The sequence below is a fragment of the Phytohabitans maris genome, assembly GCF_031085175.1.
In the GTDB taxonomy this organism is placed as follows: domain Bacteria; phylum Actinomycetota; class Actinomycetes; order Mycobacteriales; family Micromonosporaceae; genus Phytohabitans; species Phytohabitans maris.
In genome coordinates this window covers 1-14,005 of sequence record NZ_JAVHUY010000064.1, presented here as the reverse complement: position 1 = coordinate 14,005, position 14,005 = coordinate 1, and the positions used below count along the sequence as shown (strand labels likewise).

The following is a 14,005-nucleotide window of genomic DNA, read 5'->3' as shown; positions in this document are numbered from 1 at the left end:
CGCGCCCGCACCGAGCCGCCGGGCCGCACCAGACCGCGATGCGCGCCAAGCCGCCACGCCCGCACCAAAGCACCACGGCCGCGCACCAAGCCCGCCGGGCCGCACGGGGCCACACGGGCCGCCATGAAGCGCCGGGCCGCCGTGGCCACGTAGGGCCGCCGCGGCCGCCGGAGGCTGCGTAGGGCAGCCGCAGCCAACGGGCCGCGCCGGGCCGCGGCGGGCTGAGTGGTGGGCCGGCGCGGCGGCTGAGTGGTGGGTCAGGAGCGGGTACGGGGGACGTGCCGGCGGTACGCGCTGACCGTGGGGTCGCCGGCGATCCAGAAGCGCCATTCGCGGTCGTGGGCGCCGGTCACGCCTACCCGCGGGCCGGCCGCGATCCGTGAACGCGGCACCGGGATGGCGGGCGGGCGCAGCCGCACCGGGGCGTCGGGGGCGAGCAGGTCGGTGCCGTAGGCGGTGCCGTCGATGCCGAGCGCCTGGCAGAGCCGGGCCGGGCCGCGGGCCAGGTCACGCTCCACAGTGGATCGCCGCCGGGCCGCGGCCAGCTCGGAGCCCGACACCACGGCGCCGGCGCGCAGCAGTACCGCCGACGCCTCGCCGGAAGGCCCCGTCACGACGTTGGCGCACCAGTGCATGCCGTACGTGAAGTACACGTAGAGGAAGCCGGCCGGCCCGAACATGATGGTGTTGCGCGGGGTCCGGCCGCGGTGGGCATGCGAGGCGGGGTCGCCGGCGGTACCCGCGTAGGCCTCGACCTCGGTGATGCGGACGGTGACGCCGCCGGCGGAGAGCTCGCACCCCAGCAGGCCGCGCGCCGCCGGCAGCACCGGGCCGGCGAGCAGGTCCCTCAGGAGAGTCAGCGGGGTACCACCCGTGCCGTCGCCCACTCCCGCCATCCGTCCAGTTTGTCGACGGCGGAGGCGAGCTGGTCGGCGACCGGGCCGGGGCCGGTGGAGCCGGGCGTGATCCGGGCGGCGAGCGCGGAGCGGACCGAGAGCACGTCCCGCACGCTCGGGTCGAGGTAGGGGCTGACCAGCGCCAGGTCGTCGTCGCTCACCTCGTCGAGCGCGCACTCGCGGGCCACGCAGAGCGCGACCAGCCGGCCGGTCACCTCGTGCGCCTCGCGGAACGGCACGCCCTTGCGGACCAGCCAGTCGGCGACCTCGGTGGCCAGCGTGTACCCGACCGGGGCGGCGGCGACGAGGCGGTCCACCCGTACCGTCATCGTGGAGACCATGCCGGCGAGCGCCGGGAGGACCAGTTCGAGCGTGTCGACCGCGTCGAAGGCCGGCTCCTTGTCCTCCTGCATGTCCCGGTCGTACGTGAGCGGCAGCCCCTTGAGCATGGTGAGCACGGTGACCAGGCCGCCGATGAGGCGGCCGGCCTTGCCGCGGGCCAGCTCGGCGATGTCCGCGTTCTTCTTCTGCGGCATGATCGACGATCCGGTGGCGAAGCCGTCGTCGAGCTCGACCCAGCCGAACTCCTGCGACGTCCAGAGCACCACCTCCTCCCCCAGCCGGGACAGGTGCACGCCGACCAGCGCGGTGACGAAGAGGAACTCGGCCACGAAGTCGCGGTCGGCGACCGCATCCATCGAGTTGGCCGCCGACCCCTCGAAGCCGAGTTCGCGCGCCACCCGCACCGGGTCGAGGGGCAGCGACGAGCCGGCCAGCGCGCCGGCGCCGAGCGGGCTGATCGCGGCGCGGGCGTCCCAGTCGCGGAGGCGTTCGAGGTCGCGCAGCAGCGGCTGTACGTGCGCGAGCAGCCAGTGCCCGAACGTCACCGGCTGCGCGTGCTGCACATGGGTCATGCCCGGCGCGGGCGTGTCGACGTGCCGCTCGGCCTGCTCGACCAGGGCGTCGGCGAGCTGCACCAGGTCGGTGGCGACGCCGCGGGCGTGGTCGCGCAGATAGAGGCGCAGGTCGGTGGCGACCTGGTCGTTGCGGGAACGGCCGGCGCGCAGCTTGCCGCCGAGCGTGCCGAGCCGTTCGAGCAGGCCGCGTTCGAGCGCGGTGTGTACGTCCTCGTCGTCGACCGTGGGTCGGAACGCCCCGGAGGCGCAGGCGGCCTCCAGGTCGTCCAGGGCGGCGAGCATCTGGCCCAGCTCGTCGGCGTCGAGCAGCCCGGCCCCGGCGAGCACGCGGGCGTGCGCGCGGGAGGCGGCTATGTCGTAGGGCGCGAGGCGCCAGTCGAACTGCACGCTGACGGAGAGCCGGGCCAGGGCCTCGGCGGGGCCGCCGGCGAACCGGCCGCCCCAAAGCGAAGTACGAGACACAAACAGCTACCGTATCCGGGCGTCGCGGGCCGCCGCGATCCGGCTCGGCAGGCCCCACAGCTGCACGAAGCCCTTGGCCAGGGACTGGTCGAAGGTGTCGCCGGTGTCGTAGGTGGCGAGGTTGAAGTCGTACAGGCTGGCCTCGGAACGCCGCCCGGTGACCACCGCGCGGCCGCCGTGGAGGGTGAGCCGGATGTCGCCGGAGACGTACTTCTGGGTGTCCGCCACGAACGCGTCGAGCGCGTACCGCAGCGGCGAGAACCACAGTCCGTCGTAGACGAGCTCGGCCCAGCGCTGGTCGACGCCCTTCTTGAAGCGGGCCACGTCGCGCTCGACGGTCACGTTCTCCAGCTCCTGGTGGGCGGTGATCAGCGCGATGGCGCCGGGCGCCTCGTACACCTCGCGGCTCTTGATCCCCACGAGCCGGTCCTCGACCATGTCGAGCCGGCCGACGCCCTGCGCCCCGGCCCGCCGGTTGAGTTCGGCGATCGCCTGGTACGGGGTGACGGTCTGGCCGTCGATCGCGACCGGCACGCCACCCTCGAACGTGATCACGACCTCGTCGGCGTCGCGCGGCTGCGCCGGGTTGGCGGTGTAGCTGTACAGGTCCTCGATCGGCGCGTTCCAGATGTCTTCCAGGAAGCCGGTCTCGACCGCGCGGCCCCACAGGTTCTGGTCGATCGAGTACGGCGACTTGTGGCTGACGTCGATCGGCAGCCCCTTCTCCTCGGCGAGCGCGATCGCCTTGTCCCGGGTCCACGCGAAGTCCCGGGCCGGCGCCACGACCTTCAGGTCGGGGGCGAGCGCGCCGATGCCGACCTCGAACCGCACCTGGTCGTTGCCCTTGCCGGTGCAGCCGTGCGAGACGACCGTGCCGCCGTGCCGCTTGGCGGCCTCGACGAGATGCTTGACGATCAGCGGCCGGCTGAGCGAGGAGAGCAGCGGGTAGCGGTCCATGTAGAGCGCGTTCGACTTGACCGCCGGCAGGCAGTAGTCGGCGGCGAACTCGTCCTTGGCGTCGATCACCTCGGACTCCACGGCGCCGCAGTCGAGCGCGCGCTGGCGGATGACGGCCATGTCCTCGCCGCCCTGCCCGAGGTCGACCGCGACCGCGATCACCTCGGCGCCCATCTTGTCCGCCAGGTACGGGATGGCGACCGACGTGTCCAGGCCGCCGGAGTACGCCAGAACGACGCGCTCAGTCATGAGATCTCCTTGGTTGTTTCGTCGCGCCCAGCCCAGGCGCTCAGCTTTTCGGCGAGTCCCGCGCCGCTGAGCGGCTCGCGGGCCACCACGAAGATGGTGTCGTCGCCGGCGATCGTGCCGACGACCTCCGGGAGCCCGGCGCGGTCGAGCGCGCTGGCCAGGAACTGCGCGGCGCCCGGCGGGGTGCGCAGCACGGCGAGGTTGCCGCTGGCGTCGGTGCCGGTGAGCAGCTCGCGCAGCAGCCGGACGAGGCGGGCCGGCGCCTGCTCGGCGGGGCGGGGGCGGGGCAGCCCGTCCTCCGGGATCACGTAGACGGCCGGGCCGCCGTCCGCGCCGCGTACCTTGTAGGCGCCCAGCTCCTCCAGGTCGCGGGAGAGCGTGGCCTGGGTGACCTGCACGCCGTCCGCGCCGAGGAGCTCGGCGAGCTCGGTCTGCGACCGTACCCCCCGGTCCCGGATGAGGTCGACGATGCGCGCGTGGCGCGCGGTGCGGGTGCCGGGTCCGGTCATCGTGTCTCCGTCGCTGAGATCAGCCAGGTCAGGAGCGCCTTCTGGGCGTGCAGGCGGTTTTCCGCCTGGTCGAAGACGGCGCTCCGCGCGCCGTCCATCACCTCGTCGGTGATCTCCTCGCCGCGGTGCGCGGGCAGGCAGTGCAGCACGATCGCGCCGGGCGCGGCCACCGCGAGAAGGTCCTTGTTGACCTGGTACGGCCAGAACGGGGTACGCCGGTCGCGGCCGTCCTTCTCCTGTCCCATCGAGGTCCACGCGTCGGTGGCCACCACGTCCGCGCCGTCGACCGCCTCGCGCGGGTCGCGCAGCACCTGCGTCGAGCCGCCGGTCCACGCGGCGATCTCGTCGGCCCGGGCGACCACCGCGGGCGACGGGTCGTACCCGGGCGGCCCGGCGACCCGCACGTGCATGCCGGCGGTGACCCCGGCGAGCAGGTACGAGTGGGCCATGTTGTTGGCGGCGTCGCCCACGTACGCGAGGGTGCGCCCGGCCGTACCGCCGCACCGCTCGCGGACCGTGAGCAGGTCGGCGAGGAGCTGGCAGGGGTGGAAGCCGTCGGTGAGCGCGTTGACCACCGGCACGGTCGCCCCGGCCGCGACCTCGGCGAGCCGCTCGTCGCCGAAGGTGCGCATGACGATCGCGCTCACGTACCGGGAGAGGACCCGCGCGGCGTCGGCGAGCGTCTCGCCCCGGCCGAAGTGGGTGCCCTGGGTGTCGACCACGATCGGGTGGCCGCCGAGCTCGGCGATGCCGACGTCGAACGAGAACCGGGTGCGCAGGCTCTGCTTGTCGAAGAGCACCGCGACCGCCTTCGGCCCGGCCAGCGGCCGGTGCCCGAACCGGTCGGCCTTCATCGCGGCGGCGAGGTCGAGCACCTCCCCCTGCTCCGCGGGGCTGAGGTCGTCGTCCCTCAGGAGATGCCGCACCGTCATGACGCGGCGTCCAGCGCGATCGGCAGGACGGTGAGGAACGCGTCGACCTGGTCGGCGCTGAGGATCAGCGGCGGCGCGAGGCGGATCACGTCGGGCTGCACCGGGTTGGTCAGGAAGCCGTGGTCGCGCAGCACGCCGGCGACCGCGCCGGAGGCGGGCGCGCCGAGCACCACGCCGAGCAGCAGCCCGGCGCCGCGCACCTCGCGTACGAGCGGGTGGCCGAGCGCCTCGACGCCGGTCTTGAGCCGCTCGCCGATCCGCTTGACGTGGTCGAGCAGCCCCTCGTTGGCGATCGTGGAGATGACCGCGAGCGCGGCCGCGCAGCTGATCGGGTTGCCGCCGAACGTGCTGCCGTGGCTGCCCGGCCCGAACAGGTCGGCCGCCGCCCCGAACGCCAGGCAGGCGCCGATCGGCAGCCCCCCGCCGAGCCCCTTGGCGAGCGTGACCAGGTCGGGCTCGATGCCGTCGGCCTGGTGCGCGAACCAGTGCCCGGTGCGCCCCACACCGGTCTGCACCTCGTCGAGCGCGAGCAGCACGCCCCGGGCCGCGGTGATCTCGCGGGCGGCGGCGAGGTAGCCGGCCGGCGGCACGACCACGCCGGCCTCGCCCTGGATCGGCTCCAGGATGACCATCGCGGTCTCCGCGGTGACCGCGGCGTCGAGGGCGGCCACATCGCCGTACGGCACGTGGGTGACGTCGCCGGGCAGCGGGCGGAACGGGTCGGCCTTGGTCGGCTGCCCGGTCAGCGCGAGGCTCCCCATCGTGCGGCCGTGGAAGCCGCCGTGGGTGGCGACCACGCCGGTGCGCCCGGTCAGCCGGGAGAGCTTGAACGCCGCCTCGACCGCCTCCGCGCCGGAGTTGCCGAAGAAGACCCGCCCCTGCCGGCCGGCGAGCGCGAGCAGCAGCTCGGCTAGCGCCACCGGCGGCTCGGCGACGAAGAGGTTGGAGACGTGGCCGAGCGTGCCGATCTGCTTGGTGACGGCGGCCACGACGGCCGGGTGGGCGTGGCCGAGCACGTTGACCGCGATGCCGCCCAGCAGGTCCACATAGGAGCGGCCGGCCTCGTCGTACACCACCGCGCCCTCGCCGCGGACGAGCGCCAGCGGCGGGGTGCCGTAGTTGTCCATCATGGACTGCGCCCAGCGGTCGACGAGACTCGTCTGCGCCCGTCGACGCTCCGTCGCTCGGCGCTCATCCGCCGTCGTGGTCCAGGCCGCAGCCTCGCGACTCCCGCTCATGGCCGTCCTCGCTTCGCTGCGGGCGGCCATGAGGCTCCAAGCGCACTGCGCCTAATGATTCGCTCGCTACGCCCGCTCATCTCCCCTCCCCAGGGATGACCATCGTCCCGAACCCTTCCGATGTGAAGACCTCGAGCAGGATGGAGTGTGCCATCCGCCCGTCCACCACGTGCGCCGCCGGCACGCCGCCCAGCACCGCCCGCAGGCAGGCTTCCATCTTCGGTACCATGCCGGACTCGAGCCGCGGCAGCAGCGCGGCCAGGTCGTCCGTGGTGATCCGCCGCACCAGGCTGGTCGTGTCGGGCCAGTCGGTGTAGAGGCCCGCCACGTCGGTGAGCACGACGAGCTTGCGGGCGCCGAGCGCCACGGCGAGGGCCGCGGCGGCGGTGTCGGCGTTGAGGTTGTGCAGCACGCCGTCGGCGTCCGGCGCGACCGTCGAGATGACCGGGATGCGGCCGGCGGCGATGAGGTCGGTGACCGCCGAGGCGTTGACGACCTCGACGTCGCCCACCTGCCCGACGTCGACCGGCTGGCCGTCCACATAGGCCGGACGCCGGACGGCGGTGAAGAGGTGGGCGTCCTCGCCGGAGAGCCCCACGGCGAACGGGCCGTGGGCGTTGACGAGCCCGACCAGCTCGCGCCCGACCTGGCCGACGAGCACCATGCGGACGACGTCCATCGCCTCGGGCGTGGTGACCCGCAGGCCGCCGCGGAACTCGCTCGCGATGCCGAGCCGCCCCAGCATCGCCGAGATCTGCGGGCCGCCGCCGTGCACGACGACCGGCTTGAGACCGGCGTACCGCAGGAAGACCATGTCTTCGGCGAACGCCTTCTTCAGCTCGGGGTCGATCATCGCGTTGCCGCCGTACTTGACCACGACGGTGGCGCCGTGGAAGCGGGCCAGCCAGGGCAGCGCCTCGATGAGGGTGGCCGCCTTTTCCTGAGCGCTGAGGAGCGTGTCGGTCATGTGGAGTAGGCCGAGTTCTCGTGTACGTACGCGTGGGAGAGGTCGTTGGTCCAGATGGTGGCCTCTTCGGCGCCGGCGTGCAGGTCGATCCGGATCGCCACCGCCCGGCCGGAGAGGTCCACTGTAGAGCGGTCTTCGGCCGCGGCGCCGCCCTTGCACACCCAGACGCCGTTGACCGCGACGTCGAGCGCGTCCGGCTCGAAGGCGGCGGCCGTGGTGCCGACCGCGGCGAGGATGCGGCCCCAGTTGGGGTCGTTGCCGAATAGGGCGGTCTTGACCAGGTTGTTGCGGGCGACCGAGCGGCCCACCTCGACCGCGTCGTCCTCCGTGGCCGCGCCGACGACCTCGATGGCGACCTCCTTGGTGGCACCCTCCGCGTCGGCGATCAGCTGCTGGGCCAGGTCGTGGCAGGCGGCGGTGACCGCGGCGGTCAGCTCCTCGGCGCTCGGCTCGACACCGGAGGCGCCGCTGGCCAGCAGCAGCACGGTGTCGTTCGTGGACATGCAGCCGTCGGAGTCGATCCGGTCGAACGAGACCCGGGTGGCCGCCCGCAGCGCCGCGTCGAGCACCTCGGGCTCGGCGACCGCGTCGGTGGTGAGGACGCTGAGCATCGTCGCCATGCCGGGGGCGAGCATGCCGGCGCCCTTGGCCATGCCGCCGACGCTCCAGCCCGGCTTCCGGACGACCGTGGTCTTCGGCCGGGTGTCGGTGGTCATGATGGCCTCGGCCGCGGCCGGGCCACCGTCGGCGGCGAGCGCGCCGGCGGCCGCGTCGACCCCGAGCAGCAGCCTCTCCATCGGCAGCGGCTCGCCGATCAGGCCGGTGGAGCAGACCGCGACGTCGCCGGCGCCGATCCCGCCGAGCGCGGCGGCGGTGTGCTCGGCGGTGGCGTGGGTGTCCTGAAAGCCCCGCGGGCCGGTGCAGGCGTTGGCGCCGCCGGAGTTGAGCACGACCGCCCGGACGAGGCCGGCGCGGAGCACCTGCTGGCTCCAGAGCACGGGCGCGGCCTTGACCCGGTTGGCGGTGAAGACCCCGGCGGCGGAGGCCAGCGGCCCGTCGTTGACGACGAGGGCGACGTCGAGGCCGCTCGTCTTGAGCCCGGCGGCCACGCCGCTGGCCCGGAAGCCCAAGGGGGCGGTGACGCCCTGCTCGCCCGCCTTTTCCCCGCCGGCGGCCGGCTTTTCGGCGCCGGTGCTCGGCTTTTCGGCGTCCGGACTTTCGGCGCCGGCGCCTGCCGCGGCGCTCACGGGGCCACCCCGTGCACGGGGAGGCCGGCCGTCTCGGGGAAGTCGAGCATCAGGTTGGCGCACTGGATCGCCTGGGCCGCCGCGCCCTTGCCGAGGTTGTCGATCGCGCTGGTCACGATCACCCGGCCGGAGTCGACGTCGACGGCCGCCTGGAGGTGGCAGGAGTTGGAGCCGAGCGTGGCGGCCGTGTGCGGCCAGGCCCCCTCGGGGAGCACGTGCACGAAGGGGGCGTCCGCGTAGGCCTCGGCGAGCACCTGGCGCGGGTCGCCCGTCGACTTCGGCAGGGCGGTCACCGTGGCGAGGATCCCGCGCGGCATCGGCGCGAGCACCGGCGTGAACGACAGGCTCCGCGCGCCGGTGGCCTGCTTGATCTCGGGCACGTGCTGGTGCCGGCCCACCTTGTAGGGCGTGAGGTCGCCCATCACCTCGCTGCCGAGCAGGTGCGCCTTGGCCCCCCGGCCCGCGCCGGACGTGCCACTCGCGGCCACCACCACGACGTCGTCGGCGCAGACCACGCCGGCCGTGACCAGCGGGGCGAGCGCGAGGGAGATCGCCGTGGCGTAGCAGCCGGGGGCGGCCACCCGGGTGGCGATCGAGATCTCGCCCCGCTGGCCGGGAAGCTCGGGCAACCCGTACGTCCACGGGCCGGCGTGCTCGCCGCCGTAGTAGCGCATCCACGCGTCAGGATCGCGCAGGCGGTGGTCGGCCCCGAGGTCGACCACCTTGACGCCACCGGGGAGAGCGGCGGCGAGCGCGCCCGACTCACCATGCGGGAGGGCGAGGAAGACAAGGTCGGCGTCGGCGAGCACGTCCGGACCGGTGGCGCCGAGCGTGACGTCGAGGCCGGTCAGGTGCGGGTGCACCGCGGCGAGCGCCGCGCCCGCCTGGGTGTGCGCGGTCGCCGCGACCAGGTCGAGCTCCGGGTGGGTGGCGATCAGGCGCAGCAGCTCGCCACCGGCGTAGCCACTCGCCCCCGCCACGGCAACCCGGATCCCCATGTCCACCTCCGCATGTCTATGCAGAGAACGGTATCACCTTGCCCCACACCCCTGCAAGGTCATGCGGTCAGGTGAATAGCGAATCATGCGCCCCTCACGCATCAGCCCTTCACCCGGCGACCGGCGAGCCAGACGCCGGTCACGTGGGTCGGGTCGGCCAGGACGGTGAGGTCGGCGAGCGGGTCGGCGTCGAGGGTGAGCACGTCGGCGTCGTACCCGGGAAGGAGCTGGCCGGAGCGCGGCGCGCGCGGGCCCAGCGTGGCTGGACCCGCCGCGGTGGCCGCCTCGATCGCCTCCAGCGGGGTGAGGCCGCACCCGGCGAGCAGCGGGAGCTCGCGGCCGTGCCGTCCCCACGACGCGGGGCGGCCGGCGCCGCTGACCATGATGTCGGTGCCGGCGGCGAGGGTGACGCCGGCCTCGTGGGCCAGCGCGATCGCGGCGATCTGGCGGTCGCGGAGGGCGTCGAACTTGGCGAGCGCGTACGCCGGGGCCGACCGGCTCGCCATCACGTCGTGCGGCGCGGTGCGGGTGGTGACCATGATGGCGCCGCTCTCCCGCATGGCCGCGGCGGACTCCTCGTCGAGGAAGGTGGCGTGCTCGATCGTGCGTACGCCGGCGGCGAGCGCGGCCATGATGCCCGGCTTGCCGTGGCAGTGCGCGGCCACCGCCCGCTCGGCGAGGCCGGCCACTTCGACGATCGCGCGCAGTTCGGCGCCGGTGAACTGCTGGTGGATCGGATGGTCCACTTCGGACACCACGCCGCCGGAGGCGCAGACCTTGATGACCTGGGCGTCGCGGCGCAGCTGCTCGCGTACCGCCTTGGCGCACTCGGCCGGCCCGTCGCACAGCCGCAGCTCCCCGGTGGTGGCGGCGATATCGTGTACCCAGGGCAGGGGGAAGCCGTGGATGTCACCATGGCCGCCGGTGGTGGAGAGGATCGCGCCGGCCGCGTAGATCCGTGGACCGTCCACTGTGCCCTCGGCGACCGCCCGGGCCAGCTGGACGCCCAACCCGCCCAGCTCGCGGACGCTCGTCACGCCGGCGTCGAGCGCGGCGCGCAGGTCCACGGTGGACCGGGCGCCCCGCAGGGCGAGCGGCTCGCGCGGGATCTGTCCACTGTCGACGCCGGGGAGGCCGAGCAGGTGGGTGTGGCAGTCCCAGAGGCCCGGCATCACGGTGGTCGCGCGCACCGTCTCGGCGCCCGGCGTGGGCGGGGCGGTGGCGGCCGGTCCGGCGTACCCGACGAGGTCGCCGTCGACCACCACGGCGCCGTCCCTGACCGGCTCACCGCGCCCGGGTATCAGCAGGTCGGCCTCGATCCGCAGCATCGCTCCCCCGTCTCGTCGTCGGCAGGCCACGCTCCCCCGCCGCGGTGGCCGCCGCCCGGTGGCGGTGGCGCGCCCGCGGCGGTGGCGGGCTCGCGGCAGGCGCGGTCCGTGATCCAGTGGTAGCCAAGGTACGTCACCGGCGTGAGCGACGTGGCCGGCCGCATTGGCGCGCGAACCCACGACGGGCGGCGTCCCCCGCGGGGCCGCAGGGCTCGCCGGGGCACCGGGCCGCAGGGCCTGCCGGGCCTGCCGGGCCGCAGGGCCTGCCGGGTCCATCAGGTCACCGCAGGCCGCCGCGACCGCCGTCCTCTGCCGGCGCGGCCGGCCCACCCCCTCGGCATCACTGCCAAACCCGCGCCGTCGGGGCCGCGCCTCCGAGCCGGGCCGCCGGGCGGAGCTGGGGCGCCGCCTCAGAGCCGCTGGCCCGCGCCGGGCGCCCTCGGTGCCGGGACCGCCCGCGCCGGGCGGCAGGATTCGCGCAGAAACCTGGTTTCTGCTGTTAAAACCTGCGGCGGTTACCGCAGAAACCTGGTTTCTGCTGCCATCGGCGGTGCCGAATGGGCAGTGTCCCCGACATTGCCCACTGGCGGCGGCTGGAGTGGGCGATGTCCGGGACATTGCCCACTCTGGACACGACCGGGAAGGGCTGGCCGGCCTCGCTGGCGAGGTCGCGCCGATCGAGGACAACCTCGCGCGCGGGTGAGCTGGGGATACGGCCCGCGCGTTTGTCCTTGATCGGCGGGAGGGGGAGGCAGCCCTCCAGGAGGGCAGGCAGGCCTGCGGAGGAGGAGGCAGCCGCGGGCGAGGCAGGCCCCCGCCGGGCGGAGCGGGGGCGGGAAGCGGGGGGCGTCAGCGGAGGCGGCTGCAGGGTACGGCGAAGGAGCCCCACATGCGCTTGCTGGCCGGGCCCGAGCGGAACACGACCGCCTTCAGGTCGGGGTCGGCCCTGCAGAGCGCCGCGTTCGCGGTGACCTGCTTGCTCCAGCTCGGCACGCTCGTCGTACGCCAGATGTGGTCGTGCCGGTAGTTGGCGATCGCGACCACCGTCAGGAGGGTGGCCAGCGCCACGATCGGTACCGTGCCGAAGCCCTCCGGGCCCCACCACGACGTACCGCCGGTCCAGGACCTGGGGCGCAGCAGCGCCACCGTCCCCGCGACCAGCAGGAGCAGCGACGGGAGCAGGTAGCGGCCGGGTACGCCGCCGCGCATGGCGATCTGGAGGGCGAAGAGGCCGACCGCGTGTACGGCGGCGACGCCGGCCAGGAGCCAGGCGGGGCGGGTGCGGCGCCACACGGCCAGGCCGACCGCGGTGAGCAGGATGGCCCAGGCCAGCAGCACCAGCGCCCGGTGCTCGCTGGTGTGCACGATCTGGACCCGGATCCACGACTCGCCGAGGTACGTGACCGGGACCTGGAGCTCGGCGAACTGCTTGAGGTTCCACAGTGGATCGTAGTTGGGCACCATGCCCACGATCTCGCGCTCGGCCTCGCCGCTGAGGTACGTGTACAGCTGGACGCCGACGCCGAGCGCCATCGCCGCCGCCATCAGGATCCCGGCGCGGTCGCGGCGCAGCCCGGCGCGGACCAGGGCGAGTGGCAGCAGCGTGATCGTGAGCGTGGTGGAGAGCGCCACGACCAGCGCGAAGACGGGCGCGGCGAGCTTTCCCACCCGGCGTGCCTGTACGGCGAGGAGCACCCAGAAGAGCGTGTACAGCGCCGGGAACTGCAGTGTCGCCACGTTGTCGACGATCTCGCCGTTGGCGGCCCACTGGGCGACGACGGGCACGGCGACGAGCAGGCGCAGCACCGGGTGGCGCAGGTGGGCGCCGCTGGCCGCGTACACGATCAGGGCCAGGCCGGCCGTGGTGAGCGCGGCGAGGGTGGCGTTGCAGGCCGCCCACGCGGAGACCGGCAGGAGCGTGGTGATCTCGGCGAGGAAGCGGGGGAAGAAGTGGTAGTAGCCGTTCAGCGGGGTGGTGAACGCGTCGTACGGCGTCATGTTGGCCGCGTCGTGCAGGAAGTTGGCGCCGTCTTCGGCCCACACGGTGTCGAGCGCGCCGGCGCCCGGACCGCGTACCCGGCCGAGGGAGTAGACGACGCCGAAGCCGACGAACGCGGCGGCGACGGCGATCCGGCGAGGGGTTACCGGGGTGGTCGGCGCTTCGGGGAAGAGCGCGTCGCGCAACCGACCCGGCCAGCCCGCCGGCCGCCGCGGTGCGTGCTCGCCGGGAACGGGTGCCCCGTCCACGTCGGGCTGCTGGGGCACCGCGGCGCCGACGGCCGTGGTCACAACCGGCCGTCGTGTACGGCTTGGGTCACCCAGGGGACGACCTCGTCGAGCATGGTGTCCAGACTGGTCGTGGCTTCGAAGCCGAGGACCTGCTTGGCCTTGGTCACGTCCGGGACCCGCTTTTGCACGTCGTACTCGAACGGATCATCCGACACGTACCGGAACGGCACCTCCGGGCCCTTGATCTTGCCCCAGATCACCTGCGCCAGCTCCAGCACCGTGGTCGACTCCGCGGTGGACAGGTTGAAATCCTCGTTCACCGCCGCCGGGTGCTCCATCGCGGTCACGATCCCAGCCGCCAGGTCACCACCGTAGGTGTAATGCCGCACCTGGTTTCCCTCACCCAGGATGTGCAACGGGTCCTGACCCTTCACGATCTTCTGCACCAGGTCCGGCACCACATGCGACATGGCCAGCTTCACATTCCCGGACAACACCTCGGCCTCACCCAACGCCCGGCCCTCACCCACCCCGACACAGTTGAACGGCCGCACGATCGTGTACGGCAACCGGTACTGCTCCCACGCCGCCCGCGCGTAATACTCCACCGCCAACTTCTGAAACCCGTACGACGACAACGGCGGCGGGACCCGACGCTCATCACCCTCCCTGGACGGCCAACGCTCGGTCGACTCGAACACCATCGACGACGACATATAGGTCACCTTCCGCAGCCGGCCGTCGCGGTGCGCCGCGATCGCCGCGTCACACGACGCCGCCATGATCCGCTCGTTCGTCGCGAGCAGGTCGTAGGCGTAGGCGTGGAAATAGGAGATCCCACCGATCATCGCCGCCCCCGCGATGAAATGATCACAATCCGCGGCCAGCTCGGTGACCAGAGCGGTGTCCCGGGCATCACCCTCCACAAACCGATACCCAGGATGATCATCGTAGCTGTGCGTGACCGGCCCGTACTTCGAGTAGTTGTCCAACCCGACCACCTCGTGGCCACGCCCGAGCAGCTCCTCGACCACATAACCGCCGATGAACCCGGCCGAACCGGTAACCAAGACCTT

General features: G+C 73.6%; 12 protein-coding genes. All 12 read right to left on the bottom strand.

Annotation, left to right across the window (positions count from 1 at the left end; translation table 11 throughout):
* Nucleotides 1-257 precede the first annotated feature (257 nt).
* Entirely contained in the window at nt 258-896 is a 639-nt protein-coding gene (locus RB614_RS40855; RefSeq protein WP_308718104.1) for a DNA-3-methyladenine glycosylase, read from the bottom strand.
* Nucleotides 857-2,275 carry an argininosuccinate lyase gene (gene argH / locus RB614_RS40850; RefSeq protein ID WP_308718103.1) on the bottom strand — a complete coding sequence of 473 codons (1,419 nt, stop codon included), beginning with the start codon at nt 2,273-2,275 and terminating at the stop codon, nt 857-859. The genes RB614_RS40855 and argH overlap by 40 nt, the downstream gene beginning before the upstream one ends.
* 6 nt (nt 2,276-2,281) lie before the next feature.
* The gene (locus tag RB614_RS40845) at nt 2,282-3,481 is read right to left on the bottom strand and encodes an argininosuccinate synthase (RefSeq protein WP_308718102.1); all 1,200 of its coding nucleotides are present in this window, start codon (nt 3,479-3,481) and stop codon (nt 2,282-2,284) included.
* A complete protein-coding gene (locus RB614_RS40840; protein ID WP_308718101.1) occupies nt 3,478-3,990 on the bottom strand; it encodes an arginine repressor in 513 nt (170 codons plus the stop codon). Before RB614_RS40840 ends, RB614_RS40845 begins: the two co-directional genes overlap by 4 nt.
* Nucleotides 3,987-4,922, bottom strand: coding sequence for an ornithine carbamoyltransferase (gene argF / locus RB614_RS40835; RefSeq protein ID WP_308718100.1), 936 nt, complete (start codon nt 4,920-4,922; stop codon nt 3,987-3,989). Before argF ends, RB614_RS40840 begins: the two co-directional genes overlap by 4 nt.
* Nucleotides 4,919-6,160 carry an acetylornithine transaminase gene (locus RB614_RS40830; protein ID WP_308718099.1) on the bottom strand — a complete coding sequence of 414 codons (1,242 nt, stop codon included), beginning with the start codon at nt 6,158-6,160 and terminating at the stop codon, nt 4,919-4,921. Before RB614_RS40830 ends, argF begins: the two co-directional genes overlap by 4 nt.
* A gap of 76 nt (nt 6,161-6,236) precedes the next feature.
* Complete coding sequence (argB, locus tag RB614_RS40825) at nt 6,237-7,127, bottom strand: acetylglutamate kinase (RefSeq protein ID WP_308718098.1); 891 nt, start codon at nt 7,125-7,127, stop codon at nt 6,237-6,239.
* A complete protein-coding gene (gene argJ / locus RB614_RS40820) occupies nt 7,124-8,257 on the bottom strand; it encodes a bifunctional glutamate N-acetyltransferase/amino-acid acetyltransferase ArgJ (RefSeq protein ID WP_308718132.1) in 1,134 nt (377 codons plus the stop codon). Before argJ ends, argB begins: the two co-directional genes overlap by 4 nt.
* A gap of 113 nt (nt 8,258-8,370) precedes the next feature.
* Nucleotides 8,371-9,372 carry an N-acetyl-gamma-glutamyl-phosphate reductase gene (gene argC, locus RB614_RS40815; RefSeq protein WP_308718097.1) on the bottom strand — a complete coding sequence of 334 codons (1,002 nt, stop codon included), beginning with the start codon at nt 9,370-9,372 and terminating at the stop codon, nt 8,371-8,373.
* Nucleotides 9,373-9,473: 101 nt separating this feature from the next.
* Complete coding sequence (locus RB614_RS40810; protein ID WP_308718096.1) at nt 9,474-10,700, bottom strand: metal-dependent hydrolase family protein; 1,227 nt, start codon at nt 10,698-10,700, stop codon at nt 9,474-9,476.
* An 849-nt stretch (nt 10,701-11,549) separates the two neighbouring features.
* The gene (locus tag RB614_RS40805; protein WP_308718095.1) at nt 11,550-12,989 is read right to left on the bottom strand and encodes a hypothetical protein; all 1,440 of its coding nucleotides are present in this window, start codon (nt 12,987-12,989) and stop codon (nt 11,550-11,552) included.
* A partial coding sequence (locus RB614_RS40800) for an NAD-dependent epimerase/dehydratase family protein (protein ID WP_308716901.1) occupies nt 12,986-14,005 on the bottom strand: 1,020 nt, incomplete at its 5' end. The genes RB614_RS40805 and RB614_RS40800, both read right to left, overlap by 4 nt.